23 protein-coding genes are annotated in these 26,713 nt (G+C 66.7%); 15 read left to right on the forward strand and 8 right to left on the reverse strand.

The genetic code is table 11. The features are described 5' to 3' along the window. Window positions 1–31 precede the first annotated feature (31 nt). Window positions 32–1,072, reverse strand: coding sequence for an NAD(P)-dependent alcohol dehydrogenase (locus H276_RS0119470; protein ID WP_019972960.1), 1,041 nt, complete (start codon window positions 1,070–1,072; stop codon window positions 32–34). 245 nt (window positions 1,073–1,317) lie between these two features. Between H276_RS0119470 and H276_RS0119480 the strand changes: the two genes are divergently transcribed. Then, window positions 1,318–3,687 carry a phosphoketolase family protein gene (locus H276_RS0119480; RefSeq protein WP_019972962.1) on the forward strand — a complete coding sequence of 790 codons (2,370 nt, stop codon included), beginning with the start codon at window positions 1,318–1,320 and terminating at the stop codon, window positions 3,685–3,687. Window positions 3,688–3,739: 52 nt separating this feature from the next. Continuing rightward, a complete protein-coding gene (locus H276_RS0119485; RefSeq protein WP_019972963.1) occupies window positions 3,740–4,498 on the forward strand; it encodes a CPBP family intramembrane glutamic endopeptidase in 759 nt (252 codons plus the stop codon). Between the two features lie 5 nt (window positions 4,499–4,503). Here H276_RS0119485 and H276_RS0119490 read toward each other — a convergent pair whose 3' ends face one another. Together H276_RS0119490 and H276_RS0119495 are read right to left on the reverse strand one after the other, a co-directional pair. Further along, window positions 4,504–5,520, reverse strand: coding sequence for a zinc-binding alcohol dehydrogenase family protein (locus H276_RS0119490; protein ID WP_155943179.1), 1,017 nt, complete (start codon window positions 5,518–5,520; stop codon window positions 4,504–4,506). 12 nt (window positions 5,521–5,532) lie between these two features. Then, entirely contained in the window at window positions 5,533–5,835 is a 303-nt protein-coding gene (locus tag H276_RS0119495) for a GlsB/YeaQ/YmgE family stress response membrane protein (protein WP_026357204.1), read from the reverse strand. 455 nt (window positions 5,836–6,290) lie between these two features. Between H276_RS0119495 and H276_RS0119500 the strand changes: the two genes are divergently transcribed. Next, window positions 6,291–6,548, forward strand: coding sequence for a hypothetical protein (locus tag H276_RS0119500; protein ID WP_019972966.1), 258 nt, complete (start codon window positions 6,291–6,293; stop codon window positions 6,546–6,548). Between the two features lie 15 nt (window positions 6,549–6,563). Here the strand turns inward: H276_RS0119500 and H276_RS0119505 are convergent, their stop codons facing one another. The 3 genes from H276_RS0119505 to H276_RS0119515 form a co-directional block, all read right to left on the reverse strand. Next, a complete protein-coding gene (locus H276_RS0119505) occupies window positions 6,564–7,583 on the reverse strand; it encodes an APA family fibronectin-binding glycoprotein (protein WP_019972967.1) in 1,020 nt (339 codons plus the stop codon). A gap of 210 nt (window positions 7,584–7,793) precedes the next feature. Continuing rightward, a complete protein-coding gene (locus tag H276_RS0119510; RefSeq protein ID WP_026357205.1) occupies window positions 7,794–8,876 on the reverse strand; it encodes a sulfate/molybdate ABC transporter ATP-binding protein in 1,083 nt (360 codons plus the stop codon). Continuing rightward, the gene (locus tag H276_RS0119515; protein ID WP_026357206.1) at window positions 8,873–9,667 is read right to left on the reverse strand and encodes an ABC transporter permease; all 795 of its coding nucleotides are present in this window, start codon (window positions 9,665–9,667) and stop codon (window positions 8,873–8,875) included. The genes H276_RS0119510 and H276_RS0119515 overlap by 4 nt, the downstream gene beginning before the upstream one ends. A 162-nt stretch (window positions 9,668–9,829) precedes the next feature. Between H276_RS0119515 and H276_RS0119520 the strand changes: the two genes are divergently transcribed. After that, window positions 9,830–10,504, forward strand: coding sequence for an SDR family oxidoreductase (locus tag H276_RS0119520; protein WP_019972970.1), 675 nt, complete (start codon window positions 9,830–9,832; stop codon window positions 10,502–10,504). A gap of 156 nt (window positions 10,505–10,660) precedes the next feature. Next, window positions 10,661–12,025 carry an NAD(P)/FAD-dependent oxidoreductase gene (locus H276_RS0119530; RefSeq protein WP_019972972.1) on the forward strand — a complete coding sequence of 455 codons (1,365 nt, stop codon included), beginning with the start codon at window positions 10,661–10,663 and terminating at the stop codon, window positions 12,023–12,025. Between the two features lie 85 nt (window positions 12,026–12,110). Here H276_RS0119530 and H276_RS0119535 read toward each other — a convergent pair whose 3' ends face one another. Both H276_RS0119535 and H276_RS0119540 read right to left on the reverse strand, forming a co-directional pair. After that, window positions 12,111–12,515: a PaaI family thioesterase gene (locus H276_RS0119535; RefSeq protein WP_019972973.1), complete on the reverse strand. Its 405-nt coding sequence runs from the start codon at window positions 12,513–12,515 to the stop codon at window positions 12,111–12,113. Between the two features lie 155 nt (window positions 12,516–12,670). Continuing rightward, the gene (locus H276_RS0119540; protein WP_019972974.1) at window positions 12,671–13,441 is read right to left on the reverse strand and encodes a hypothetical protein; all 771 of its coding nucleotides are present in this window, start codon (window positions 13,439–13,441) and stop codon (window positions 12,671–12,673) included. A 224-nt stretch (window positions 13,442–13,665) separates the two neighbouring features. Here H276_RS0119540 and H276_RS0119545 point away from each other — a divergent pair, with 224 nt between their 5' ends. From H276_RS0119545 to H276_RS0119590, 10 genes are all read left to right on the forward strand, one after another. Beyond that, window positions 13,666–14,082 (forward strand): BlaI/MecI/CopY family transcriptional regulator, encoded by a 417-nt coding sequence (locus tag H276_RS0119545; RefSeq protein ID WP_019972975.1) that lies wholly within the window; start codon window positions 13,666–13,668, stop codon window positions 14,080–14,082. Between the two features lie 14 nt (window positions 14,083–14,096). Further along, entirely contained in the window at window positions 14,097–15,071 is a 975-nt protein-coding gene (locus H276_RS0119550) for a M56 family metallopeptidase (protein WP_026357207.1), read from the forward strand. Window positions 15,072–15,141: 70 nt separating this feature from the next. Beyond that, window positions 15,142–16,596, forward strand: coding sequence for an NADP-dependent phosphogluconate dehydrogenase (gndA, locus tag H276_RS0119555; protein WP_019972977.1), 1,455 nt, complete (start codon window positions 15,142–15,144; stop codon window positions 16,594–16,596). Window positions 16,597–16,610: 14 nt separating this feature from the next. Further along, complete coding sequence (locus tag H276_RS0119560) at window positions 16,611–18,047, forward strand: GuaB1 family IMP dehydrogenase-related protein (protein WP_019972978.1); 1,437 nt, start codon at window positions 16,611–16,613, stop codon at window positions 18,045–18,047. Between the two features lie 233 nt (window positions 18,048–18,280). Then, complete coding sequence (locus tag H276_RS0119565) at window positions 18,281–19,654, forward strand: hemolysin family protein (RefSeq protein ID WP_019972979.1); 1,374 nt, start codon at window positions 18,281–18,283, stop codon at window positions 19,652–19,654. After that, window positions 19,647–20,705, forward strand: coding sequence for a hemolysin family protein (locus tag H276_RS0119570; protein WP_019972980.1), 1,059 nt, complete (start codon window positions 19,647–19,649; stop codon window positions 20,703–20,705). Before H276_RS0119565 ends, H276_RS0119570 begins: the two co-directional genes overlap by 8 nt. Further along, window positions 20,698–21,615, forward strand: coding sequence for a hypothetical protein (locus H276_RS23330; RefSeq protein WP_019972981.1), 918 nt, complete (start codon window positions 20,698–20,700; stop codon window positions 21,613–21,615). The genes H276_RS0119570 and H276_RS23330 overlap by 8 nt, the downstream gene beginning before the upstream one ends. A gap of 54 nt (window positions 21,616–21,669) precedes the next feature. Continuing rightward, window positions 21,670–22,137 carry a hypothetical protein gene (locus tag H276_RS0119580; protein WP_019972982.1) on the forward strand — a complete coding sequence of 156 codons (468 nt, stop codon included), beginning with the start codon at window positions 21,670–21,672 and terminating at the stop codon, window positions 22,135–22,137. A gap of 126 nt (window positions 22,138–22,263) precedes the next feature. Then, a complete protein-coding gene (locus H276_RS0119585; protein WP_019972983.1) occupies window positions 22,264–24,531 on the forward strand; it encodes a malate synthase G in 2,268 nt (755 codons plus the stop codon). A gap of 58 nt (window positions 24,532–24,589) precedes the next feature. Further along, window positions 24,590–26,602, forward strand: a complete 2,013-nt coding sequence (locus tag H276_RS0119590) for a substrate-binding domain-containing protein (protein WP_019972984.1) — start codon at window positions 24,590–24,592, stop codon at window positions 26,600–26,602. Window positions 26,603–26,713: the final 111 nt, after the last annotated feature.

Raw genomic sequence — 26,713 nt, forward strand, 5'->3', positions numbered from 1 at the left:
ACCGGTGCACCTCGGCGGCGCGGCGGGTCACTCACCGCGGGCGGACGATGGACTTGAGGCTGGCGGCATCGCTGTCACTGTCGAGGGCCTCGCCGACGTGTTCGAGGTCGTAGCGACCGGTGACCATGGCATCGAGGTCGACGGCACCGCTGGCCGCCAGATGTATTGCGGCGGGCCAGCTGTCGGTGTAGCGGAACACGCCGGTGACGTTGATCTCCAGGTTCTGGATGTGGCTGACGGGCAGCGTGTACTCGTCAGCGCCCATGCCGACCAGCACGACGTGACCGGCTGGGCCCACGGCCTTGATGCCGCTCACGACGGCCACCGGTGCACCGCTGGCGTCGACAAACGCGTCGACAGGATCGATCGCGGTGACATCGACCGCCGTCGGATCGAGCACCTCGGTGGCGCCGAACTGCAGCGCCCGCTCACGCCGTGCAGCCACCGGATCGGTAACCACAATGCGGGCCGCACCGAACGCGCGCGCGGTCTGCGCGCAGATCACGCCGATCGGCCCAGCCCCGGCGATCAGGACCGACGAACCAGGAACCACGTGCGCCTTGCGCATCGTGGAGATGGCGACCGAAAGCGGCTCAAGCAGCGCCGCGGCCTCGTCGGACACGGAATCCGGTACAGCGTGCGCCATGTCGTCGTCGATGGTGACATAGCGGCAGAACGCACCGTCGACGGGCGGGGTGGCATAGAACTTCATCTCCGGGCACAGGTTGTACCGACCAGCCAGGCACTGCTTGCAGCGCCGGCATGGGTGCTGCGGCTCGACGGCGACCCGCTGACCGACCCGGTCGGGGTCGACGCCATCGCCCACGACGACGATCCGCCCGGACAGTTCATGCCCGAGGATCATCGGTTCCTCGACGACGAAATCTCCGATGCGGCCGTGCCGGTAGTAATGCACGTCAGAGCCGCACACACCGACAGCAGCCACCTCGACCAGTACCTCACGCGGCGCAGGTGACGGCACGGGTCGGTCTTCGATGTGCAGTGTGCCTACGCCGGTCAGCACGCTGGCCCGCATGGTGGCGGGTGCCTCGGCGGTGGGGGTGGTGTTCATCTGACTGTCTCCGTTCGGTGGTCGGTGTCGACGCCGCGAATCCGCCGCCATCAGACCGACGGCTCGACCCCGGGATTTTTCTCACGCTCGTTGACCTGGCCGTACCCGACGAGTACCGGCGTCTTCGGGTTGATGGGCATCGATGCACCATATCCGGCCGACGTGCGCCATTTTTCGCGATATCGCTGCCGTTGACGTCAATAATTCTTACCCGTTGTTTACCGGTCACGACCATGATGGGACAGATGACTGCACAGGCACTCACTTCGACGCTGTCCGATGACGAACTGACGCTTATCGATTCCTATTGGCGCGCCGCCAATTACCTGTCGGTCGGGCAGATCTACCTGCTGGACAATCCGCTGCTAAGGGAGCCGCTGGTCGCCGAGCACGTCAAACCTCGCCTGCTCGGCCACTGGGGCACCACCCCGGGACTGAACCTCATCTACGCCCACCTCAACCGCATCATCCGCGAGCGTGATTCCGATGTGATCTATATCACCGGGCCAGGACATGGCGGTCCGGGATTGGTGGCCAACGCCTACCTGGAAGGTACCTACAGCGAGGTCTACACCGGAATCGGCGAAGACACCGACGGACTGCAGAAGCTGTTCCGGCAGTTTTCTTTTCCCGGCGGCATTCCCAGCCATGTCGCGGCCGAGACACCGGGTTCCATCCACGAGGGCGGCGAGCTGGGCTACGCGCTGGTGCACGCGTACGGCGCGGCTTTCGACAACCCTGACCTGGTGGTGGCTTGCGTGATCGGTGACGGTGAAGCCGAGACCGGACCGCTGGCGGCCAGTTGGCATTCCAACAAGTTCCTCAACCCGGTCACCGACGGCGCGGTGTTGCCGATCCTGCATCTCAACGGTTACAAGATCGCGAATCCCACTGTGCTTGCCCGCATTCCCGCAGAGGAACTCGACTCACTGCTGTACGGGTACGGCTATCGGCCGATCACGGTCGCGGGCGACGACCCGGCAAGTGTTCATCAGCAGCTGGCGGCGGCGTTCGATGACGCGTTCGACCAGATCGCCGCGATCCAGCGTGCGGCGCGGCTCGACGGTGAACCCGGCCGGCCGTTGTGGCCGATGATCGTCCTGCGCACGCCGAAAGGCTGGACCGGCCCGAGCGAGGTCGACGGCAAGCAGGTCGAGGGCACCTGGCGCTCGCACCAGGTGCCACTGTCGGAAACCCGCACCAACCCCGCACATCTCGCACAACTCGATGAGTGGCTGCACAGCTACCGCCCCGAGGAGTTGTTCGACGAGACCGGCGCGTTGCGGGAGGAGCTGCGGGCCGCCGCACCCACCGGCAATCGGCGGATGAGTGCGAACCCGCATGCCAACGGCGGGCTGCTGTTGCGTGACCTCGACCTGCCCGATTTCACCGACTATGCCGTCGCCGTGGACCGACCCGGGACCGAGACCGCGGAGGCGACCCGGGTACTCGGCACCTTCCTGCGCGACGTCATCACCCGCAACCCCGACCGGTTCCGGTTGATGGGCCCCGACGAAACCGCGTCCAACCGGTTGGCGTCGGTGTTCGAATCGACCGACCGGGCCTGGCTGGCCGAGATCGAACCCGGCGATGACCACCTGGCTCCCGACGGCCGGGTTATGGAGGTGCTCTCCGAACACCTGTGCCAGGGCTGGCTCGAGGGTTACCTGCTGACCGGCCGCCACGGTCTCTTCAACTGCTACGAGGCGTTCGTGCACATCGTCGACTCGATGCTCAACCAGCACGCCAAATGGCTGTTCAGCAGTTCGCACCTGCCGTGGCGGCGGCCGATCGCGTCGCTGAACTACCTGCTGACCTCACATGTCTGGCGCCAGGACCACAATGGCGCGTCACACCAGGACCCCGGGTTCATCGATCATGTGGCCAACAAACGGCCCGAGGTGGTGCGGGTGTATCTGCCGCCGGATGCCAACACCCTGCTCTCGGTCGCCGACCACTGCCTGCGCAGCCGTGACTACGTCAACGTCATCGTCGCCGGCAAGCAACCGGCGCTGAACTACCTGACGATGGACGAGGCCATCGCGCACTGCACCCGAGGGTTGGGGATCTGGGAATGGGCCAGTACCGGTTCCGAAGAACCCGATGTGGTGCTGGCCTGTGCCGGTGACATCCCGACGCTGGAGACCCTGGCCGCGGCCGACATCCTGCGCCACCGACTCCCCGACCTCAAGGTCCGGGTGGTCAACGTCGTCGACATCATGCGGCTGCAACCCGAATCCGAGCATCCGCACGGAATGTCCGAGCGCGAATTCAATTCGGTTTTCACCACCGACAAGCCCGTCATTTTCGCCTACCACGGCTATCCGTGGCTGATCCACCGGTTGGCCTACCGGCATGCCAATCACAACCAGCTGCACGTCCGGGGATTCAAGGAGCGGGGCACCACGACGACACCGTTCGACATGGTCATGCTCAACGACCTGGACAGGTTCCACCTGGTCATGGATGTCATCGACCGGGTCGAGGGTTTGTCGGCCCGCGCCGCCGGGCTGCGACAGGAGATGGTCGATGCCCGGTTGGCTGCGCGCAGCTACACGCGCGAACACGGTGAGGACGATCCGGCGATCTCGGAGTGGACCTGGCCGAGAGACTGACCAGCGCGGTGTGCCCTAGGCCATTGCGCTGCGCCGGTATCCTGGTCGAGTTATGTCTGACCATGCCGCGGTAGCCGAGCACCCCCTGGTGGGCCAGCTGTCTGCGTTGCACCATTTCCGCATCTACGCCGATATCGGTGTCGTGGTGGTGGTCCTGACGCTGACGAATGTGATCGCGCACTTCACCACACCGTGGGCCAGTGTCGCGACCGTGCCTGCGGCGGCGCTCGGACTGCTGCTCCTGGTGCGGGCGCGCGGTCTGGGTTGGGCCGAGCTGGGTCTGAGCCGCGAGCACTGGCGTTCAGGTGCCGGTTACGCGTTGGCGGCGGTCGCCCTGGTGTTGACGGTGATCGCCGTTGGCGCGCTGCTGCCGTGGACGCGGCCGATGTTCATGAACAACCACTACGCGACGATCTCGGGCGCATTGATTGCCTCGATGGTGATCATCCCGTTGCAAACGGTGATTCCCGAGGAGCTGGCCTTCCGCGGCGTGCTGCACGGCGCGCTCGACCGCGCCTGGGGTTTCCGTGGTGTCGCCGCGGGTGGTTCGCTGCTGTTCGGCCTCTGGCACATCGCCAGCTCGCTCGGCTTGACCAGCGGCAACGTGGGATTCACCCGCCTGTTGGGCGGCGGGATCTTCGGCATGGTGGCCGGCGTCGTCATGGCGGTGCTGGCGACCGGAGTCGCCGGGTTCGTGTTCACCTGGTTGCGTCGACGCAGCGGCAGTCTGCTGGCGCCGATCGCCCTGCACTGGTCATTGAACGGGCTCGGTGCGCTGGCCGCGGCGCTGGTCTGGCATCTGTCGGCCTAGATTCGTCAGGGCAGCAGCACCGCCGCCCCGGCGATCCGCCCGGCGGCCAGATCGGCAAGCGCGTCGGCGGCACGATCCATCGGATACCGCGGTGTGGTGACCTCGACCCGGTGGGCGCCGACGAAGGCCAGAAATTCTCGGGCGTCGTCGCGAGTGTTGGCGGTGACCGACCGGATCTCGCGCTCTTGGAACAGGTGCCGCTGGTAGTTCAGCACCGGGATGTCCGTGAGGTGGATACCGGCGATCGACAGGATCCCGCCGCGGTCCAATCCCTCCATTGCCGGCAGGACCAGCTCCCCCACCGGTGCGAACAGGATCGCGGCGTCCAGCGGCTCGGGCGGTGGGTCAGCGCTTCCCTGCACCGACGCCACACCCAGCGCCAGCGCCAGCTCACGTGCCTCCTCGCCCCGGGTCATCACATGGACCGTGGCACCCTCAGCGATCGCCACCTGAGCGGTCAGGTGCGCACTCCCGCCAAAACCGTAGATGCCCAGCCGCCCACCCGGCGGCAGGTCCGTTCTCCGCAGCGCACGGTATCCGATGATGCCGGCGCACAGCAGCGGTGCCAGTTCGGCATCGGAGTAACCCTCCGGCAGCCGGTGAACGAAAGATGCCGGTGCGGTGGTGAATTCGGCGTATCCGCCGTCGGCATCCCATCCCGTGTACCGCGACTGCGGGCACAGGTTCTCTCTGCCGCGACGGCAGTAAGCACACTGTCCGCAGGTATGCCGCAGCCAGGCGACGCCCACAAGGTCGCCCGGAACAAAGCCACCGTCGGCGTCTGGGCCGACCTCGACCACCTCGGCGACGATCTCGTGCCCGGGGATCACCCGCGGCCGGTGCACGGGCAGATCACCCTCGGCGACATGCAGATCGGTGCGGCACACACCACAGGCGCGCACCGCTACCAATAGCTCGCCGGGTGACGGCTCCGGAATCGGAACCGTCACCCGCTGCAGCGGGTGCGTGCTCACCGGGCCGGGATTGGCGACCTGCCACGCGGCCATGCTCCCACTGGTCATTAGGGAGAGCTGTCAGCTGCGTTTGCGGACCAACCCGACGATCCAGAGCAGGATCACCGAGCCGAGGATTGCCGTGAACAGGGTGAACCACCAACCACCCGCGGCAGTGTTGAGGAAGAAGCTCAGCAGGAAGCCGCCGATCAACGCTCCGATGATCCCGATGACGACGTTCATCAGAATGCCTGAACCGCCGCCCTTGACGATCTTGCCCGCGATCCAACCGGCAATCGCGCCGATGATTATGTAGCCGATCCAGCCAACACTGGTCAGCGTCGTGGAGCGGGCGAGGAACTCAGTCGCCGCCATTACATCCATTGCAGTTCTCCTGACTATCGCTGGCTCAGCCCAGCGGGGCCCGCGGGGCCTCTCTCAGGTGTACCAACCGAAGGTAACAATTCATCTGAGAATTGAGCACGATCGATCGACGATAGCCGGTCTACCAGGATTATTTGCCCCGGCACCAATATCCGGTCGAGCAAATCGTTATCACATTGTCGGCGTGTCGTTGCGCGGCTATTCTTTGTCTTATCTGGCAACTCGCCGTGGATCAGGTGTGGCCACGTGGCTGCGATGCCTCAGGGGCACGGAAGGTCGCAATGTACAGGACAGATATCCCGGGCGAGCGGCTCGGATTACACCCCCGCTCTCGCCGTACCGGACGTCCGGTACTTCGTCAGCTACCTCACACCAGCCACTTTCATCACACCCGCACCACCTATCACAGCGCGGCGCCAGCAAACGCATCCCACGGGTTCGACGAGGAGAGGACGATGAAGGCTCTCATTGGGCTGGCAGTCACCGTACTGGCGACAAGCGGCGTCGCACTGGCGACGGCTTCCCCGGCCGTTGCCGGCTGCCAGGGCGGATGGACGCCGTGGGGCGGCGGTACGACCTGTGACGGGCCAGTCGGGCAGGACGGCACGTTCCAGCGGTGTGTGACAGCAGGAGCGATGGGCTTCGGCGGCACCAACTGCTACCTCATGAACATCAACAACCTGGCCGGCAACGTGCCGTACGTCGGTCCGTAGGCTCCGGACCACCCGTCAGGGCGGCGGCATCATCTCCGGCGGCGCGTTGGTGACCGGAACCGGCACACCGACCGCCGGATGCCCCGGCGGAGCGTTCGGTGGCGGCGGTGCATTCGGATCAGCAGGCGGCGCAGCCGGGGCATTCGGGTCCGGCGGCGGCGCGGCGGGCGGCGTCCACGGCCGGATCGAATTGGCCAGGGCCACCGCGGCATCCTTATCCACTGGGTGATCGGCCGACCCGAGCCAGACCACGAACCACCGTTCCGGTGCGCGCTGGCCACGCGGTGCGCCCGCGGGTGTGGGATTGCCGACCACCCCGGCCCAGATCTGGCCGTTGGGTTTGTTGGCGTCGGTGAATTTCACCTCGTAATACGAAGCGGCGCCAGACAATCCGTTCGCATCGAGCGGAACAGTCTCCTGGTTGACGCGGGTCCCGGGGAACGGCATGAAGAACTCACCCATGTCCGATGCCAACCGGACCGCGGCCTTGCCGTTGTCAGCTTCGGCACCGGCGAACAGTTTGAGGTCGAGCCGGCCGAGCAGCACGCTGGTGTCGTTGGGCGGCTCCGGTGTGCCCTCCGGCGGAATCTTGGTCAGCAGGGCTTGCCCGTAGGACAACTGGGTGGCGTCGGAGACCTTCCAGTCGGGCGGAACGACATAGCTGAAACCACCCGCGGCGTTGTCCACGCGGCCCGGCTCCGGCTCGGGTGCCGGCGGCGCGTTCGGATCGGCGGGGGCCGGTGCCGGCTCACCGGGTGCCGGCGGCGCGGCAGCGGCCGGGGCGGCGGGCGCACCAGGGTCTGCCGGCGCAGCAGGCGCGGCAGGCGGCGCGGCGGGAGCAGCGGGCGGCGCGTTGGGGTCAGCGGGAGCCGCGGGCAGGGAGGTGTTACCGGGGGGCGGAGGCGGCGGCTCAGGATCCGCTTGCGCCACCGCCGGCAGCGCCACAGCCACCGCGGTCGCACCGGTCACCGCGGCCAGTGCCAGCTTTTTCGACAGACCTCTGCGTCGAGGAGACATCGTGTCCGACTCGTCCATGGGGAAGAAACTACCGTGTTGCCGCCGTGACGCAAGTGTGAGTTGCACTCAAAGTGTTTAATTCGATGATTGCTACACACCGTTAATGCGCTTGTCAGCACATATTTATCGCATTGCTGACACGGCAAGGCCGCAGGCGCCACGCCGGACCCGCGACTGGGCCTGAGCAGGCCTTGATCTCACCGGTTATCGCCTGTGCAGCAGGCACCGTTACGACGCGGGATGGACCGCAATCTCCTGCGCCTTGACCGTGAAGTAGACCCGCTCGCCCGGCGTCAGCCGGAGCTCAGCAGCCGATTCCGCAGTGATGTCGGCTGCCAGGCCCGGCGCCCCGTCAGGTTGCTCATCGGCGCGCACCCGGATCCCTGGCCCACGGCTGTCCAGTTCGGCGACGGTGACCGCGACGGTGTTACGGGGGCTGCCATGCGGCTCGTCGCGGTACACCGCAACCGCCGACGGCGCGAACACCGCGACCGCCGGACCACCCGGCACCACGTCCCCGGTCGGCGTGCCGTGCCAGCTCGCACCCCATGCCGTCGTCAGGTCACCGGCACCGGCCGCAATGCCCGCGACGAGGTTGACGCCGGCGAAATGTGCCGCAAAACGACTTTTCGGCACCGCCAACACCGCTGCCGCAGACCCACTCTCGACGATGTGGCCGGCCTCGATCACCACCACCCGGTCGGCGAGGGTCAACACGTCGAGCAGGTCGTGGGTGATCAGCACCGCACACCGTCCGTTCACGGTCAGGACCCGGCGCAACACCTTGCGCATTGCACCCGCCACCGCTACGTCGAGCCCCGCCATCGGCTCGTCCAGCAGCAATGCATCGGGCTCAGCGGCCAATGCGCGGGCCAGCGCCACCCGCTGCGCCTGGCCGCCGGACAATTGACGTGGCGTGCGGTCGGCCAGGTCACCGGCGTCGACCTCGGTCAACCAGCGCAGAGCGCAGGCACGCGCGGCCGCCCTGCCCATCCGATGCCGACTGCGCGGACCGAACGCCACGTTGGCACCGACGCTCAGATGCGGGAACAACAGCGGGTTCTGCAGCATCAACCCGACCCGACGCGCATGGGTCGGCACCTGGACGCCGGTGTCGGTGTCGGTGACCACCCGATCGCCGATCCGGACGCAACCCGCGTCGGGCTCGACCAGACCGGCGATGACGTGCAACGTCGTTGACTTCCCCGCGCCATTGGGGCCGAGCACCGCCAGTACCTCACCGGGTGGCACGGTGAGCTCGAGGTCGAGCCCTCGCCGGGCGACCACCGCACGTGCGGCCAGCCCGGTCATGCCCATGCTCCCGAGCGCAACCTGCGGCCACCCAGCCCGACCACCACGACCGCAGCCACCACGACCAACACCACGGACAACGCCACGGCGGCATCGGCATCGCTCTCCCGCTGCAGGTAGATCTCCAATGGCAAGGTCCTGGTCACACCCTGGCGCGAACCTGCGAACGTCAGAGTGGCACCGAACTCCCCCAGCGCCCGGGCAAACGCGAGCACCGCACCCGACAACAGGCCAGGGGCGAGCAGAGGCAACGTCACCCGCCACCAGACCGTGCTAGGCCGCGCCCCGAGGGTCGCGGCCACCACCTCGAACTCGGCTCCCGCCGTACGCGCCGCTCCTTCCAATGAGATCACCAGGAACGGCAGCGAGACAAAAGTCTGCGCCAGCACCACAGCCGTCGTGGTGAAGGCGATGTGCACGCCGCCGGCCTCCAGGTAGCGGCCGATGATGCCGAGCCGGCCGAACGCATACAGCAGCGCGATTCCGCCGACCACCGGCGGCAGCACCAACGGCAGCAGGATCAGTGGACGGGCCAGCCGCACAACCCGGCCCTCGCTGCGCGCCAGTACCAGCCCGAGTGGGACGCCGAACAGCACGCACAGCAGCGTGCTGGCGGTGGCGGTCTTGAGGCTGAGCAGCAACGCTGCCGTGGATGAGTCGCTGGCGATCAGCGTCCAGAACCGGGTCCAGTCCACTTTCACGAGCACCGCCAGCAGTGGCAGTACCACGAAGGCGGCTCCGAGCACAGCCGGCAAATAGATCCACCGCGGCAGGCCGGGGGCTGTGTTCACGACCGGGCGGAACGGGCGCTGGTCCGCGTCATGGCACAAACCATAGGCGAACCAACACCGGATAGACGCGCGTCAGGTTTCGCCAGATTGCTACCCTCCAGTAACATCGTCGGGTGATCGTCCCCGCCCTGGCGGCGATCCCCAGGTACATGGAGGTACATCATGGCGGAGGTGCTGGTCACCGGTGGCGATACCGAGCTTGGTCGCGTGATCGCGACGGGGTTCAAGGACGCCGGCCACAACGTGATAATCGCCGGCAGTCGCCGTGACGACCTGGAGGTCGCTGCCAAGGAACTCGAAGTCGAGTCGATCGTGTTCGACGCCACCGACCCGGCCAGCGTCGACGAGGCCGGCCCGCAGTTCCCGCACCACATCGACACCCTGGTCAATGTCGCGGCACCCCGTTGGGACGCCAAGGATCCGCGCACCTTCACCTTGACCGAACACGCCGCCGCGTGGCGCAATGCACTCGATGCCACGGTGGTGTCGGCGGCGCTCATGATCCAAATCATCGGGGATCACCTGCGCTCGGGCGGCACCATCGTCAACGTCGTCGCCGAAACCCCTCGCGAGGGCAGCGCGGAGGCCGCCGTCAGGGCCGCGCTGGCCGACTGGACCGCCGGTCAGGCGGGTCATTTCGGCGCCCGCGGGATCACGATCAACGCTGTCGCCCCGGGCCGCAGCTCGAATCCCGGCTACGACGGCCTGAGCAGCACCCCGCAGTCGGTGGCCGACGAGATCGCGCGGCTCGCGGTGTTCCTGACCACACCCGCCGCTCGCCACATCACCGGCCAGACGATGCACGTCGGCCGTGGTGCATTTGCCGGCTTCGCCTGAAATACCGGCGTCGGCGAAGCACTCAAACCGCTGACAGCAGGGTAAACAGTCGGTGCCATGAGCTATCTCACCGCGCCGACGGGAGGGCTGCGGACTACCCTGTCGGTTGTATTGATCGATTCTATTGAAAAGCCAAACGTCGGCGAGGAGCAGTGAATGAGCGATCCCGTAGCTACGGCATCGGATCGGCATAAGGTCGTCATCATCGGATCGGGTTTTGGCGGTTTGAACGCCGCGCAGGTGCTCAGGCATGCCGACGTCGACATCAAATTGATCGCGCGCACGACGCACCACTTGTTCCAACCGCTGCTGTACCAGGTGGCCACCGGCATCATCTCGGAAGGTGAGATCGCCCCGCCTACCCGCCTGATCCTGCGCAATCAGCACAACGTGCAGGTTCTGCTGGGCGACGTGACCCATATCGACCTGGAGAAGCAGACCGTCGACTCGGTGCTGCTCGGGCATACCTATACAACGCCGTACGACAGCCTGATCATCGCCGCGGGCGCCGGACAGTCCTACTTCGGCAACGACCATTTCGCCGAGTTCGCCCCCGGTATGAAGACCATCGATGACGCCCTTGAGTTGCGTGGGCGCATCCTCGGTGCGTTCGAGCAGGCCGAGCGGTCGAGCGACCCCGAGCGGCGCAAGAAATTGCTCACGTTCATCGTCGTCGGCGCCGGCCCCACCGGTGTCGAGATGGCCGGCCAGATCCAGGAACTCGCCGACCAGACGCTCAAGGGCAGTTTCCGTCTCATCGACCCCACCGAGGCGCACGTCATCCTGCTCGACGCTGCACCCGCCGTGCTGCCGCCCATGGGTGAGAAGCTCGGCCAACGGGCCAAAGCCCGTCTGGAGAAGATGGGCGTCGAGATCCAGCTCAACGCCATGGTCACCGACGTCGATCGAAACGGCATCACCATCAAGGACAAAGACGGCAGCCTCCGCCGAATCGACTCGGCCTGCAAGGTGTGGTCGGCCGGGGTTTCGGCCAGCCCGCTCGGCGAGGATCTGGCCGCCCAGTGCGGCGTGGAGCTGGACCGCGCCGGACGGGTCAAGGTGTTGCCCGATCTGACCATCCCGGGATACCCCAATGTCTTCGTCGTCGGCGACATGGCGGCGGTGGACGGCGTCCCGGGTATGGCACAGGGTGCGATCCAGGGTGGGCGTTACGCAGCCAAGTTGATCAAGCGCGAGGTCGACGGCACCAGCCCGAAGATCCGGACGCCGTTCAAATACTTCGACAAGGGCTCGATGGCCACGGTCTCGAAGTGGAACGCAGTTGCCAAGGTCGGCAAGCTCGAGTTCAGCGGGTTCTTCGCCTGGCTGGCCTGGCTGGGCCTACACCTGATCTACCTCGTGGGTTTCAAGACGAAGATCGCGACCCTGATGTCCTGGGCGGTGACGTTCCTGAGCCGCCAGCGCGGGCAGCTCACGATCACCGAGCAGCAGGCCTACGCCAGAACCAGGATCGAGGAACTCGAGGCGTCGGCCAAAGAGACCGAGCGGGCAGCCTCCTAGCATCGGGCGGTAGACAGCCGGTCACCTTGCCAGGCGGCCAGGCTGTCACCGCACACCATGCGGGGGCAACGCAGTGTTCCAGGGACTACTCGGGCGGAAGGTTCTGCAGCCGCACCTGGCCGCGCGCGACCGGCTTGTTGTTCTCGTCGGTGACGGTGACCAGCCACAGTTGCTGGCGGCGGCCTCTGTGAATCGGTGTGGAAACCGCTGTGACGGTGCCGGATCCGATCGCGCGCAAGAAGTCGGTGTTGTTGTTGACGCCCACCACCGTCCCGCCGCCGTGTTCGGACAGCCAGATGTGCGCAGACACGCTCGCAAGACTCTCGATGATCGCGCAATAGACGCCGCCGTGCGTGATTCCCCACGGCTGCAACAGCTTGTCGGTGATGATCAGTTGCGCCTGGCCGCCGTCAGGACTGAGGTCGACGAACTTCAGTCCGATCTCGTTGTCAAATCCTTTGTCCAGATCCTCGGGCACGTCTGTGGTCACAATCCTCGTGTTTACACGGCGAACCGCCGCAAAGAAGCGGGCGGGTCCCGCGCCACACGCGGGACCCGCCCTTCGAGCGGACCGGGGGTCTCTGCAGCCCTCAGGACTCCGGCACGGTCCGTTAGTTTGTTACCCAAATAATAGGCAAGCCTGCCCTAATTTAGCAAGACTTTCCCCGCCCGGCCGGCGCCACGAACCGGCAACCCGAACCCTGCCAGCGCATCCAGCACTGCTTGACCTCTGCGCATGCTGACGAGCTCACTGGATCCCGCCAGCAGCGGCACCTGCGTAGCGGCGCCGACGACCGCAGCTCCGACCATGTGCCACATGGCCACACCGGATATAGCAGCATCGCTGATCTCGATCAGCCGATCGAACAGCGGTTCCAGGGCGCGGTGACTGCGATGCGCCACCCAGGTGGTCAGCGCCGCCTCGTTGGGCAGCGCCACGATGCCGTCGCGTGCCGAGTCGGCAATGCGGGCCTGCCGACCGCTGAAGTAGGCGTCGTCAGGCAGCGCCCGGAGGATCGGATCGACCACTCCGACCCAGTCGATAGCCCCCTCCGAGTCGACGTGCACCCAGAGGTTCTCCAGCCCCGTGTCCCAGGCCCGGCCTTCCAGCACCAGAAGCGGCACCACCCGGCCGACGACCACGTGTGCCAGCGTTGCCGCCAGTTGTTGCGTCACGGCCGCACGGTTGTCCGTTTCGGCGATGGCCGCGTCGAACATGCGCTGCAACCGGTCGACTGTGAGAGCCTCCGCGAGCGGCCACCATCGCCGCCGCGACAAGTCCCGCATCACGGCCACGCCGTAAACCCGCGGACATTCCGGATACAGCTCACGCAAGCGTCGGCTGGATTGATGCAGCGGCAGCGTCCGCCTGATAGCCATACCCGCGATCAGCGGGTCTTCGACCACGACCGTCATGACACCTCCCAAGGCTCCCCGATTGAGTTAGGTTAGCCTTACTATAGCTACTTGGCGTTCATGGGCCAGTACCTGTGACTGGTTTCACAGGCATCACAGAACGTGCGCTGACCTTGGGCTAACCGCCCGAAAACCGCTGTACGCAGGCATCCGAAGAATCGATACGACACGCGGTAGTAACCCCGTAGTACGCTGGGTTTACTGCTCAGGAGAGTGAACGGAACATGGCCAAACTGACGCGCCTCGGGGAGCTGGAGCGCGAGGTTATGGACCACCTGTGGTCTGCACCCGAACCCCAAACGGTTCGCCAAGTTCACGAGGCGCTAGCCGCCCGCCGCGACTTGGCCTACACCACGATCATGACCGTACTGCAACGACTCGCGAAGAAGAACCTCGTTGTACAGCATCGTGATGATCGGGCGCACCGCTACGCGCCCACCCACGGCCGCGACGAGCTGGTCGCCGGTCTCATGGTCGATGCCCTTGATCAGGCCGCGGACTCCGGTAGCCGCCAAGCCGCACTTGTCTATTTCGTCGAACGTGTCGGCGCAGACGAAGCCGAAGCCTTGCGCCGCGCACTCGCCGAGCTCGAGAGCGAGGACCGAATCCCTCCACCTGCTGGTAATTCCGGCATCTCCTGAGGGAGACTTACGGCGTGTCCGCGCTGGCCTTCACTCTCGTGGCGCTGGCCCTAGTTGGGCCAGTGCCCGCGATACTTGCGCGAGCATCCTGGCCACTGCGCGCACCACGCGCGGCAATCGTGTTGTGGCAGTCCATCGCGCTGGCTGCCGTGCTGTCGGCATTCTCGGCCGGAATCGCCATTGCCAGCAGGCTGTTCGTGCCCGGCCCCGACGGACGTCCGACATCCACCATAACCGGGGAGATCGCCGCACTGGGCTGGCCGCTGTGGCTGACCTACGTCGTGGTGTTCACCGTGACCCTGTTCATCGGCGCGCGGCTGTGTCTCGCCGTGCTGCGGGTCGCCATCGCCACCCGACGCCGGCGCGCATACCACCGCATGATGGTCGACCTGCTCGGTAAATCGCGCGACGGGCTACCGCCACATCTCTGTACCTCGGCCGGCGCGCCGCTGCCGCTCGAGCGCGGCGGCCTTCGCATCCTCGATGTCCCCCAGCCGCTGGCCTACTGTCTGCCGGGCGTGCGCAGCCGCCTGGTGGTCAGCGAGGGCACCTTGACCACGCTGTGCGACAGTGAGATCGCCGCCATCATCACCCATGAGCGAGCACACCTACGGGCCCGCCACGATCTGGTGCTGGAGATGTTCACGGCAGTGCACGCCGCATTCCCCCGGTTCGTCCGTAGTGGCAACGCACTCGATGCGGTTCGGCTGCTGATCGAACTCCTGGCCGACGATGCCGCGGTGCGTGCGGCCGGGCCCACGTCGCTGGCGCGTGCCCTGGTAGTGTGCGCCTCGGGCAGCACCCCCTCGGGGGCGCTGGCTGCGGGCGGGCCGACGACGGTGATCCGCGTGCGTCGGCTCGGCGGAAAACCCAACAGCGTGCTGCTCGCGGTGACCGCGTACCTGGCTGCGGTCGCCGTCCTCGTCATACCCACCGTCGCGGTGGCTGTACCCTGGTTGACCGAACTGCGCCGGCTGTTCACCGGTTAAGACAGCTACCCGGGATCGCACCGCAGACAGAAAAGCGTTTTGCAACAACAAAACTACGAAAGGCTGCTGCATGACGAACACGGGTACGACCGGTACGGCACAAATCGGGGTGACAGGCCTGGCGGTGATGGGCTCGAACATCGCCCGCAACTTCGCGCGGCACGGCTACACCGTCGCCCTGCACAACCGCTCGGTGGCCAAGACCGACGCCCTGCTGGCCGAACATGGGTCCGAGGGCAAGTTCGTCCGCAGTGAGACCATCGCCGAATTCCTTGATGCACTTGAGAAGCCGCGGCGCGTGCTGATCATGGTCAAGGCCGGTGACCCGACCGATGCGGTGATCAACGAGCTCGCCGACGCCATGGAGCCCGGTGACATCATCATCGACGGTGGCAATGCGCTCTACACCGACACGATCCGCCGGGAGAAGGCGATCCGCGAGCGCGGGCTGCACTTCGTGGGTGCGGGCATCTCCGGCGGTGAGGAGGGCGCGCTCAACGGCCCGTCGATCATGCCGGGCGGTCCCGCCGAGTCGTACAAATCGCTCGGGCCGCTGCTGGAAGAGATCTCAGCCCACGTTGACGGCGTACCGTGCTGCACCCACATCGGACCCGACGGTGCCGGGCACTTCGTGAAGATGGTGCACAACGGCATCGAGTACTCCGACATGCAGCTCATCGGCGAGGCCTACCAGCTGCTGCGCGACGGGCTCGGCCTGACTGCCGCCCAGATCGCCGACGTGTTCGCCGAATGGAACGAGGGCGAGCTGGACAGCTACCTGGTCGAGATCACCGCCGAGGTGCTGCGCCAGGTCGACGCCAAGACCGGCAAGCCGCTCGTCGACGTCATCGTCGACGAGGCCGAGCAGAAGGGCACCGGGCGCTGGACCGTCAAATCCGCGCTCGACCTCGGCGTACCCGTCACCGGCATCGCCGAGGCCGTGTTCGCCCGGGCGCTGTCCGGATCGGTGTCGCAGCGCAAGGCCACGGTCGGGCTCACCGCCGGAAAGCTCGGCGACCAGCCAACGGACAGTAAGCAGTTCATCGAGGACGTCCGCCAGGCCCTGTACGCCTCGAAGATCGTCGCCTACGCCCAGGGGTTCAACCAGATCCAGGCCGGTAGCGCCGAGTACGGCTGGAACGTCACCCCCGGTGACCTGGCTACTATCTGGCGCGGCGGCTGCATCATCCGGGCCAAGTTCCTCAACCGCATCAAAGAGGCATTCGACGCCGACTCCGAGCTGGCCACGCTGTTGGCAGCCCCGTACTTCCGCGACGCGGTCGAGGCCGCGATCGACAGCTGGCGCCGCGTCGTGATCACGGCAACCGCCCTCGGCATCCCGATCCCCGGCTTCTCGTCGTCGCTGTCCTACTACGACGCGCTGCGCACCGAACGGCTGCCTGCCGCGCTGACGCAGGGACTGCGGGACTTCTTCGGCGCGCACACCTACGGGCGTACCGATGCCGAGCCGGACCAGAAGTTCCACACCCTGTGGAGCGGGGACCGCAGCGAAGTCCAGGCCTGAGTAGATTCGATGCCGTGAGGTTTCTGGGCGGACACACCCCGCCGTACGACCTGACCTACAACGATGTGTTCATCGTGCCGGGACGGTCGAACGTGGCGTCCCGCTTCGACGTCGATCTGTCCACCGTCGACGGGTCCGGCACCACTATCCCGGTGGTGGTGGCGAACATGACGGCGGTGGCCGGTCGCCGGATGGCCGAGACGATCGCCCGTAGAGGCGGCATCGTGGTGCTGCCGCAGGACCTGCCGATCACCGCGGTGGCCGACACCGTCGAGTTCGTCAAGAGCCGAGATCTGGTGGCCGACACCCCGGTTGTGCTCGGTCCGGACGATTCGGTCTCCGATGCCATGGCGCTGCTCCACAAGCGGGCTCATGGCGCAGCGGTGGTGACGTTCGAGGGCCGGCCGATCGGCTTGGTCACTGAGGCCAGCTGCACCGGGGTCGACCGGTTCGCCCGGGTCCGCGAGGTCGGGCTGTCCGACTTCGTCACTGCACCGGTCGGCACCGATCCGCGGCGGGTGTTCGACCTGCTCGAGCACGCCCCCGTCGATGTCGCGGTGCTCACCGCGACCGACGGCACCCTGGCCGGGGTGCTGACCCGCACCGGCGCGATCCGGGCCGGGATCTACACACCCGCAGTCGACGCCTCCGATCGGCTGCGGGTGGCCGCGGCCGTCGGCATCAACGGTGATGTCGCCGGCAAGGCCCGCGCGTTGGTCGAGGCGGGCGCCGATCTGCTGGTCATCGACACCGCCCACGGACATCAGCTCAAGATGCTCGACGCCATCAAGGCGGTGGCGTCGCTGGATCTCGGTGTACCACTGGCGGCGGGCAACGTGGTCTCCGCCGAGGGCACCCGCGACCTGATCGAGGCCGGCGCGACGATCGTCAAGGTCGGGGTCGGCCCCGGCGCCATGTGCACCACCCGGATGATGACCGGTGTGGGCCGGCCCCAGTTCTCCGCGATTGTCGAATGTGCTGCTGCGGCAAGGCAGCTCGGCGGGCACGTATGGGCCGACGGCGGTGTGCGCCACCCACGCGACGTGGCGCTTGCGCTGGCCGCCGGCGCATCGAACGTGATGATCGGTTCGTGGTTCGCCGGCACCTACGAATCACCCGGTGACCTGCTGCGCGACCGCGACGATCGGCCGTACAAGGAGAGCTACGGCATGGCCTCCAAACGTGCCGTGGCGGCGCGCACCGCCGCCGACAGCCCGTTCGACCGGGCCCGCAAGGCCCTCTTCGAGGAGGGCATCTCGACCTCGCGGATGTCGTTGGACACGGCGCGGGGTGGGGTTGAGGACCTGCTCGACCACATCACCGCCGGGGTGCGTAGCACCTGCACGTATGTCGGTGCCGCGACCCTGCCCGAACTGCACGAGAAGGTGGTGCTGGGGGTGCAGTCGGCGGCCGGATTCGCCGAAGGCCACCCACTACCCAGTGGCTGGTGACGCAGCCGGCCACCGACAGCCGCGATAAGATGGATGCTTATCGCATTCACTGCTGGCCAGATTTCGCTGCGCCAACCGACCGAAAGGGTTCACGTGCCGCAGGCGCCCGCTGAGGCCTCCGGTTCTGAACCGGCCTTCTCCGCGGAACAGCAGACATCGTCGGACGCCGACACGGGCGACCCCTCTACTAGTCGGCCGGGCTCATTGCCCGGCGCCCCCCTGGCGAGCACCCGATGAGCCCCGAGCTGGTCTATTCTCTGCTCTCGATCCTGGCGATCGTGCTGCTGACCATAGGCACTGCGGTGTTCGTCGCCGCCGAGTTCGCGCTGACCGCCCTGGAACGCAGCACCGTCGAGGCCAACGCCCGCAGCGGCGACCGCCGCGACCAGCTGGTCCGGCACGCCCACCGGACCCTGTCCTTCCAGCTTTCCGGCGCCCAGGTCGGTATCTCGATCACCACGCTGGCCACCGGTTATCTCGCCGAACCCGTCGTCGGGCGGCTGATCCGGCCCGGGCTGGAAGCGCTGGGAATCCCTGCCGACGTCGCCGGTGGCCTGTCGTTGTTTTCTGCCGTACTGATCGCGACCTCGCTGTCGATGGTGTTCGGCGAGCTGGTTCCGAAGAATCTCGCGGTGGCCCGCCCCGTTCCGACGGCCCGTGCCGCGGCGCCGTTCCAGCTGCTGTTCTCGACGGCGTTCACTCCCGTCATCCGCGTAACCAACGGCACCGCGAACTGGATCCTGCGCCGGCTGGGCATCGAACCCGCCGAGGAACTCCGATCGGCGCGTTCCGCCCAGGAACTGGCGTCGCTGGTGCGCAATTCGGCCCGCAGCGGCTCCCTCGACCCGACCACGGCGTTGCTGGTCGACCGGTCGTTGCGGTTCGGCGAGCGCACCGCCGAGGAACTCATGACGCCGCGGTCCAAGATCGAGGCGCTGGAGGCCCACGAAACGGTCGCCGACCTGCTGGAACTCGCTATCCGCACCGGCTACTCGCGCTTTCCGATCGTCGAAGGCGATCTCGACGAGACCATCGGTGTCGTGCACATCAAGCAGATCTTCACTGTCCCGCGGGACGAACGCGCCCGGACGCGGCTGGCCGCGCTGGCCCTGCCCGTCGCAAGGGTTCCCTCGACGCTCGACGGCGACGCGGTGATGGCCCAGATACGCGCCAACGGACTTCAGACCGCGCTGGTCGTCGACGAGTACGGCGGCACCGCGGGCATGGTGACCGTCGAGGACCTGATCGAAGAGATCGTCGGCGATGTGCGTGACGAGCACGACGACGCCACCCCGGACGTGGTGCCGGCGGGCCGCGGCTGGCAGGTCTCGGGTCTGCTACGCATCGACGAAGTCGCGGCCGAGACCGGTTTCCGCGCCCCGGAGGGCGAATACGAGACAATCGGCGGTCTCTTGCTGCAGGAGCTCGGCCACATCCCGGAGACCGGCGAAGCCGTCGAGCTGGCCGCGTTCGACCCGGACGACCCGACCGACGAGCCGGCCCATTGGCTGGCGACCGTGGTCCGCATGGACGGCCGTCGCATCGACCTGCTCGAGCTGACCGAACTGGGCCGGCGCTCCGAACAGGGAGACGAAAATCGTGGGTGATGTCTTCGGGGTGCTGCTGACGATCCTGCTGCTGGCCGCCAACGCGTTCTTCGTAGCTTCGGAGTTCTCCCTCATCTCGGCCCGCCGGGACCGGTTGCAGGCACTCGCCGAGCAGGGCAAACGCAGCGCTGTGACCGTGATCCGAGCGGGCGAGAACCTGTCGTTGATGTTGGCGGGCTCGCAGCTGGGCATCACGGTGTGTTCGATCCTGCTGGGCCGCGTGGGCGAGCCAGCGGTCGCCCATCTGCTGTCCAAACCATTCGAGCTGGTCGGGGTGTCCGACACGGTGCTGCACACGGTCTCGTTCGTGGTGTCGCTGGCGATCGTCGTGACGCTGCATGTGCTGCTGGGCGAAATGGTGCCGAAGAACATCGCGATCGCCGGCCCGGAATCAGCAGCCATGCTGCTGATCCCGACCTATCTGGTCTATATCCGTGCTGCCCGGCCGTTCATCGCGTTCTACAACTGGTGCGCCAACGCCACGCTTCGACTGTTCCGGGTCGAGACGCGCGACGAGCTGGAATCCGCAGTCTCTACCACCGAACTGTCGGAGATGATCGCTGAATCCCTGTCGGAGGGTCTGCTGGATGCCGAGGAGCACCTCCGCCTGACCCGGGCACTGCAGACCCGGACCCGGAAAGTGTCCGACGTCGCGATGCCGTTGCGGGAGATGCATGCCATTCGCGTCGCTGCGCCCGGCTCGGGTCCGACGGTCGGTGACGTCGAGCAGGCGCTCACCGAGACCGGCTACTCCCGTTTCCCGGTGGCCGATTCGTTTGGGGAATTCATCGGGTATCTGCACATCAAGGATGTTCTTTCGGAGGTCAACGACCCCGACGCCGTCCTCGACGTATCCATGGTGCGGCCGCTGCCACAAGTCCCCGCCTCCCTACCGCTGCCCGACGCGCTGTCGCGGCTGCGACGCAGCAACAGCCACCTGGCGTTGGTCACCGATGACGCAGCCGGCGGCGCCGTCACGGCGATGGTCGCCCTGGAAGACCTCGTAGAGGACCTCGTCGGTACCGTCCGCGACGGAACCCACCGTGTCTGAATCGGTGCTCGACGAGCACGACTGGACGGATCGGGAACACCGTCACCGCGACCGGGTCGACGGTTTCCTGGCCCCGCACCTGCGCCGCCGGGAGCACGGCCAGGCCCATCCGGTGTGGGACTTCCTGTTCAGCTACTACAGCCTGCGACCGCGCCAGCTGCGCCGCTGGCACCCCGGATTCGGCGTGATGCTGGGCGGGCCGGCCGCCCGGCGTTATCTCGGGGCCAGTGGATACGGCAGCCTTCCCGGCGGTGTCGGTGTCACCCGCGAGCATCTGCAGTCCCGCGCCGATACCGTGCGGTTCGTCGCGCGGCTGCTACGCGCGACCACGACCCGGCCGGCGCGGCTGAACTGTTTCGGCCTGCACGAGTGGGCGATGGTGTACCGCACACCGGAGAAGCGTCACGGCCAGGTGCCGCTGCGGCTCGGTGCCGCCGGAACCGACGCGGTGGTCGACTCGATGCCGCTGCGCTGCAGCCACTTCGACGCTTTCCGGTTCTTCACCGAACCGGCTGTCGCCCGCAACGACCAGCGACTGAGCCGCGAGGCGCAGATCAGCACCGAGCAGCCTGGCTGCATTCACGCCGCCATGGACTGCTACAAGTGGGCCTACAAGCTGGGCCCGCTGCTGGCCGCCGAGCTGGTGATGGACGCGCTCGAACTCGCCGCCGACGCGCGGGCGGTGGATATGCGGGCCAGCCCCTACGACCTGCGCGACTTGGGTTTCGCGCCGATCGCCATCGAAACACCGGCCGGCCGTGCTGAATACGTCCGCGCCCAACAGGACATCGCCGAGCGGGCCGCGCCGTTGCGGGCCAGGCTGATCGACCACTGTGACCTGCTGCTCGACGCGCTGCACACCGACCATCCGCGGTCGATCACCGAAACATCGCGGCGCCGGATGCGATAACCAAGCATGCTTGAGCACAGATTCGTCGCTCACCTCGAGCCAGGGAGGGCACCGATGCACACAACCACCGTGACCGCGGTGACGGCGCTGTTGCTGAGTACAGCCGGCACCGTCGGCATCGCCCCGGCTCACTCCGCTCCGGAATGCGCCCCCGCCACCGTCAGGCTGGTCTCGGTGACGGCGGACAGTACGGATGGCACCATCACCGGCTCTCCGGTCGGCGGTGGCGCACCGATAACGCTGACCGGTCCGCTGGATGCCTACCAGAGATCGGAGGGCTTCGGAGACAACCCGCCGGCCGCCATCAAACAGTGGGACACCACCCTTGATCAGGCGAAGGCCCCGATCGCACCCGATGATCCGAACTGGTACGGCCGCGCAAAAAGCCAGGCCTTCGCGCCCCGTTCCCTGAACGATCTGGCCGTGTCGTTGCCGGTAAACACCCTGGTAGTCCATTACTGGCAGGGCGAGGCGCCCGGTCCTGCCTGCGTCATGTCGTCCATTCAGCCTGTCGCCCAATAGCCGTCCCAAACCGAACGAGACCGGCGCCCGGTGAGCCCCCGGACGGCGCCGCGGTCGTCATCACCGCAGATACTGACCGTTACGATGGACAGATTGCCGCTATCCCGGAGCAAGGACTGAGAACTGATGACCGATCGCGTGAAGGTGGGCAACCTACGGGTCGCCAAGGTGCTACACGACTTCATCACCAATGAGGCGTTGCCCGGCACCGGTGTTGATCCGGACGCCTTCTGGTCAGGTGTGGACAAGGTGGTCGCCGATCTCACCCCGAAGAACGAACAGCTGCTGGCCCGTCGTGACGGTCTGCAGGCGCAGATCGACAAGTACCACCGCGCCCACGTCATCGAGCCCTTCGAGGTACAGGCCTACAAGCAGTTCCTCATCGACATCGGCTATCTGGAATCGGAGCCTGCAGATTTCAGCGTCACCACCGCCGGAGTGGACGACGAAATCACCACCACCGCGGGCCCGCAGCTGGTGGTGCCGATCCTCAATGCCCGGTTCGCGCTCAACGCGGCCAACGCCCGCTGGGGCTCGTTGTATGACGCGCTCTACGGCACCGACGTCATCCCTGAGACCGATGGCGCGGAGAAGGGATCCGGTTACAACCAGATCCGCGGCGACAAGGTGATCGCCTACGCGCGCACGTTCCTGGATGCAGCGGTGCCGCTGGCCGCCGGGTCGTGGAGCGATGCCACCGGGCTCAAGATCGACGAGGGCCAGCTGCTGGTGATTCAGGGTGACGGCCCGGCTGAGGCTGACGACTCCTCGCGCGAGCGCTCGTCGTCCGGGCTCGCAACGCCAGAGGAGTTCGTCGGCTACACCGGCAAGCTCGGCGAGCCCCAGTGGTCGGTACTGCTGAAGCACCACGGGCTGCACATCGAGATTCTCATCGACCCCGACTCCCCCGTCGGCGCCGCGGACGCCGCGGGCATCAACGACGTCGTGCTGGAATCCGCGATCACCACGATCATGGACTTCGAGGACTCCGTGGCCGCCGTCGACGCCGACGACAAGGTGCTCGGTTATCGCAACTGGCTTGGCCTGAACAAGGGCGACCTGACCGAAGAGGTCACCAAATCGACTCCGGGGGGCAACAAGACCTTCACGCGTGTCCTGAACGCCGACCGCACGTTCACCACACCTGACGGCGAGGGCGAGTTGACCCTGCCCGGCCGCAGCCTGCTGTTCGTCCGCAATGTCGGGCATCTGATGACCAACGACGCCATCGTCTTCGACAATGATGCAGCCGAAGGCGCCGAAGTGTTCGAGGGCATCCAGGATGCGTTGTTCACCGGCCTGATCGCCATGCACGGATTGAAGGCGGACGGTGACGGCCCAGTTGTCAATGGGCCGCTGCAGAACAGCCGCACCGGCTCGGTCTACATCGTGAAGCCCAAGATGCACGGTCCCGACGAGGTCGCGTTCACCTGCGAGCTGTTCAGCCGGGTTGAAGACGTACTGGGCCTGCCCGAGGCCACGCTCAAAGTCGGCATCATGGACGAGGAGCGCCGCACGACGGTGAACCTCAAGGCGTGTATCAAGGCGGCCGCCGACCGAGTGGTGTTCATCAACACCGGCTTCCTCGATCGCACCGGCGACGAGATCCACACCTCGATGGAGGCCGGCCCGATGATCCGCAAGGGTGCGATGAAGTCGCAGCCGTGGATCAAGGCCTACGAGGACAACAACGTCGACGTGGGCCTTGCCGCCGGATTGTCGGGCAAGGCGCAGATCGGCAAGGGCATGTGGGCCATGACCGAGCTGATGGCCGACATGGTCGAGCAGAAGATAGGCCAGCCGCAGGCCGGCGCGACCACCGCGTGGGTGCCGTCGCCGACGGCCGCGACGCTGCACGCTATGCACTACCACGTCGTCGACGTGTTCGAGGTGCAGAAGGAACTGGCCGGCCGCGAGCGCGCTTCGATCGATGACCTGCTGACCGTACCGCTGGCGGACTCATCGCTGACCTGGTCGTCCACGGAGATTCACGAGGAGGTCGACAACAACTGCCAGTCGATCCTCGGCTATGTGGTCCGCTGGATCGACGCCGGTGTCGGTTGCTCGAAGGTGCCCGACATCCACAACGTGGCCCTCATGGAGGACCGGGCCACATTGCGGATTTCCAGCCAGCTGCTGGCCAACTGGCTGCGCCATGGCGTGATCACCCCCGACGACGTCAAGACCAGCCTGCGCCGGATGGCCGCAGTGGTCGACGAGCAGAACGCGGGCGATCCCGACTACCTGCCGATGGCGCCGGATCCGGACGCCAGCATCGCATTCCAGGCCGCCCAGGAGCTGATCCTGTCCGGCGCGGCGCAACCCAACGGTTACACCGAGCCGATCCTGCATCGGCGCCGCCGCGAGTTCAAAGCGACTACCGCTGCGCAGTGACTAGACTTCGGCGGCGGAACCGGACGTTGGGTCGACGCGACGAGTACAGGGGTTAGGAATGGGCAGACACAGCATTCCCGGTCCCGACGACTCGGCAGACGAACCCGAGCACCAGCCGGACTACCGGTCGGGCCGGTATGACTCGGACGACTACGAGGATCCGGACGACGATGCCGAGCACGACGACACCGGCTACGCGGAGCACCTCGACGAGGACTACGACGACGAGGACGAGGACGACTACGTCGATCGCGACGCGCCGACGGCACAGTTCGGCGCCGTCGGCCCGCGTCAGCCCGGCGGCCGCCAACACGGTGGAGACTGGGACGGCGGCGAATGGACAGGCAGCCACCGCGCCGTCACAACCGGAAGGCGCGGTGTCAGCGTCGGGGTGATCGTGGCACTCGTCGGTATCGTCGTGGTGGTCGCGGTGGTCATCCTGTGGCGCTTCTTCGGCGATGCCCTGTCCAGCCGCAAGGAAGCCGCCGCGGCGCGTTGCGTAGACGGTGACCTCGCGGTGGCCGTCATCGCCGATCCGACCATCGCACCGACCGTCCAGACACTGGCCGGCAGGTACAACGACTCGGCGAACCCGATCGGTGATCACTGTGTCAAGGTGCAGGTGAAATCTGCCGAATCCGACCAGGTGGTCAATGGTTTCCCCAACGCGTGGCCCGGCGATCTCGGGGACCGGCCCGCGTTGTGGATCCCGGCCAGCAGTGTGTCCGAAGCGCGACTGGAGGCCACCGCGGGCGCCAAGACCGTCAGTGACAGCCGCTCCCTGGTCACCTCGCCCGTCCTACTCGCAGTGCCGCCGCAGCTCAAAGATGCGCTGGCACAGCAGAACTGGTCGACGCTGCCGAACCTGCAGAGCAATCCGACCGGCCTGACCGACCTGAAACTGAACGGCTGGGGCTCGCTGAAACTGGCCCTGCCCACCCGCAATAACGGTGACACCGCATACCTGGCCGGTGAGGCGGTGGCCGCAGCGGCAGCGCCGTCGGGGTCACCTGCGAGCGCCGGTCTCGGTGCCGTGAACACACTCATCGGCGGACAACCGAAACTCGCCAACGGCGAGTTGGGAACGGCGTTGGACGCGCTGCTCAATGCTTCGGACCCGGCCAGTGCACCGGTGCACGCGGTCGCCACCACCGAGCAACAACTGTTCCAGCGTGCCGCATCGCTCAGCGACGCCAAGAGCGATCTCGCCGGATGGCTGCCGCCCGGGCCCACCGCACTGGCCGACTACCCCACCGTGCTGCTGGACGGTGACTGGTTGTCGCAGGAACAGGTCACCGCCGCCAGCGAATTCGCCCGTTTCATGCGTAAACCCGAACAGCTCGGCGAGTTCGCCAAAGCCGGTTTCCGCGCCGACGGCGCCACGGCACCGTCGAGTGACGTGACCCAGTTCGCGCCGGTGAACGCACCACTGTCGGTCGGAGACGACACGATGCGTGTCACGCTCGCCAACTCCATGGCCACGCCGTCGAAGAGCCAGGCGGTGATAATCATGCTGGACCAGTCGATGCCCACCCAGGAGGGCGGTAAGTCCCGGCTGGCGAATGTGGCTACGGCTCTGGACTCCCGGCTCAATGCACTTCCGCCGACCTCCGAAGTCGGGCTGTGGACTTTCGACGGCGCCGAGGGACGTTCCGCGGTGTCGAGGGGCCCGTTGTCCGATCAGGTCGGCGGCGAGCCGCGCTCGCAGGCGCTCAGCGAGACTCTCGACGAGCAGACGGCGTCGGGTGGCGGCGCTGTCTCGTTCACGACGCTGCGCCTGATCTACACCGATGCGACGTCGAACTTCGTTGATGGCAAGGATAATTCGATCCTGGTGATCACCACGGGCCCGCACACCGACCAGAGTCTCGGCGGACAGGGCCTGCAGGACTACATCCGCGGTGCATTCGACCCGGCCCACCCGGTTGCCGTCAACGTGATCGACTTCGGCGGCGAAACCGACCGCGCCACCTGGGAAGCTGTCGCCCAGACCACCGGCGGCAAATATCAACATCTGACCGATTCGGCTTCCCCTGAACTGGTCGCCGCTGTCGCCACCATGCTGAGCTGACCCGCGAAAAAAGTGCATCGAGGCTCCCAGGCGGGACTCGGAGAGCTCGCCACGGGTGTGCCGAGGGATCAGTGGCGGCTGGGTCGCGCGCTGCGCTGAGTGTCGTCTCGC

The sequence above is a fragment of the Mycobacterium sp. 141 genome (genome assembly GCF_000382405.1).
Lineage (GTDB): Bacteria > Actinomycetota > Actinomycetes > Mycobacteriales > Mycobacteriaceae > Mycobacterium.

What these genes read in the sequence shown, in the direction of transcription:
- H276_RS0119470 (WP_019972960.1), bottom strand. Translation starts at nt 1,072, where the DNA reads ATGAACACCACCCCCACCGCCGAGGCACCCGCCACCATGCGGGCCAGC.
- H276_RS0119480 (WP_019972962.1), top strand. Translation starts at nt 1,318, where the DNA reads ATGACTGCACAGGCACTCACTTCGACGCTGTCCGATGACGAACTGACG.
- H276_RS0119485 (WP_019972963.1), top strand. Translation starts at nt 3,740, where the DNA reads ATGTCTGACCATGCCGCGGTAGCCGAGCACCCCCTGGTGGGCCAGCTG.
- H276_RS0119490 (WP_155943179.1), bottom strand. Translation starts at nt 5,520, where the DNA reads ATGACCAGTGGGAGCATGGCCGCGTGGCAGGTCGCCAATCCCGGCCCG.
- H276_RS0119495 (WP_026357204.1), bottom strand. Translation starts at nt 5,835, where the DNA reads ATGGATGTAATGGCGGCGACTGAGTTCCTCGCCCGCTCCACGACGCTG.
- H276_RS0119500 (WP_019972966.1), top strand. Translation starts at nt 6,291, where the DNA reads ATGAAGGCTCTCATTGGGCTGGCAGTCACCGTACTGGCGACAAGCGGC.
- H276_RS0119505 (WP_019972967.1), bottom strand. Translation starts at nt 7,583, where the DNA reads ATGGACGAGTCGGACACGATGTCTCCTCGACGCAGAGGTCTGTCGAAA.
- H276_RS0119510 (WP_026357205.1), bottom strand. Translation starts at nt 8,876, where the DNA reads ATGACCGGGCTGGCCGCACGTGCGGTGGTCGCCCGGCGAGGGCTCGAC.
- H276_RS0119520 (WP_019972970.1), top strand. Translation starts at nt 9,830, where the DNA reads ATGGCGGAGGTGCTGGTCACCGGTGGCGATACCGAGCTTGGTCGCGTG.
- H276_RS0119530 (WP_019972972.1), top strand. Translation starts at nt 10,661, where the DNA reads ATGAGCGATCCCGTAGCTACGGCATCGGATCGGCATAAGGTCGTCATC.
- H276_RS0119540 (WP_019972974.1), bottom strand. Translation starts at nt 13,441, where the DNA reads ATGACGGTCGTGGTCGAAGACCCGCTGATCGCGGGTATGGCTATCAGG.
- H276_RS0119545 (WP_019972975.1), top strand. Translation starts at nt 13,666, where the DNA reads ATGGCCAAACTGACGCGCCTCGGGGAGCTGGAGCGCGAGGTTATGGAC.
- gndA (WP_019972977.1), top strand. Translation starts at nt 15,142, where the DNA reads ATGACGAACACGGGTACGACCGGTACGGCACAAATCGGGGTGACAGGC.
- H276_RS0119565 (WP_019972979.1), top strand. Translation starts at nt 18,281, where the DNA reads ATGAGCCCCGAGCTGGTCTATTCTCTGCTCTCGATCCTGGCGATCGTG.
- H276_RS0119580 (WP_019972982.1), top strand. Translation starts at nt 21,670, where the DNA reads ATGCACACAACCACCGTGACCGCGGTGACGGCGCTGTTGCTGAGTACA.
- H276_RS0119585 (WP_019972983.1), top strand. Translation starts at nt 22,264, where the DNA reads ATGACCGATCGCGTGAAGGTGGGCAACCTACGGGTCGCCAAGGTGCTA.
- H276_RS0119590 (WP_019972984.1), top strand. Translation starts at nt 24,590, where the DNA reads ATGGGCAGACACAGCATTCCCGGTCCCGACGACTCGGCAGACGAACCC.